The sequence below is a fragment of the Escherichia sp. AM3 genome (assembly GCF_032029835.1).
Classification (GTDB): Bacteria; Pseudomonadota; Gammaproteobacteria; order Enterobacterales; family Enterobacteriaceae; genus Escherichia; species Escherichia coli.
On record NZ_JAVUPQ010000593.1, the window covers coordinates 1 to 427 of the forward strand.

At 47.5% G+C, this 427-nt stretch carries 1 protein-coding gene; it reads left to right on the forward strand.

Annotated features, from left to right (window positions below; all coding sequences use genetic code 11):
* Window positions 1-24 precede the first annotated feature (24 nt).
* On the forward strand, window positions 25-427 hold a 403-nt coding region (traE, locus tag RTW80_RS27420), incomplete at its 3' end, for a type IV conjugative transfer system protein TraE (RefSeq protein WP_312721242.1).

Genomic DNA, 427 nt, shown 5'->3' on the forward strand with positions numbered 1-427 from the left:
TAGACCTGATACCTGGATTGTTATATGGAACTCGGTGCCAGATTAAGTACCAGTCGTGTAATGGCCATCGCCTTTATATTTATGTCAGTGCTTATTGTTCTCAGCCTCTCTGTTAACGTCATTCAGGGGGTGAATAACTACCGTCTTCAGAATGAGCAACGCACTGCCGTGACGCCAATGGCATTTAATGCCCCCTTTGCCGTGTCACAGAACAGTGCCGACGCCTCTTATTTACAGCAGATGGCGCTGTCATTTATTGCCCTCCGTCTGAATGTTTCATCAGAAACCGTCGATGCCTCACATCAGGCGCTTCTGCAATATATCCGCCCGGGCGCACAGAACCAGATTACAGTTTTTCTTGCTGACGAAGCGAAGCGTATTAAAAACGATACCGTGAACTCAGCCTTTTTCCAGACCAGTGTTCTTG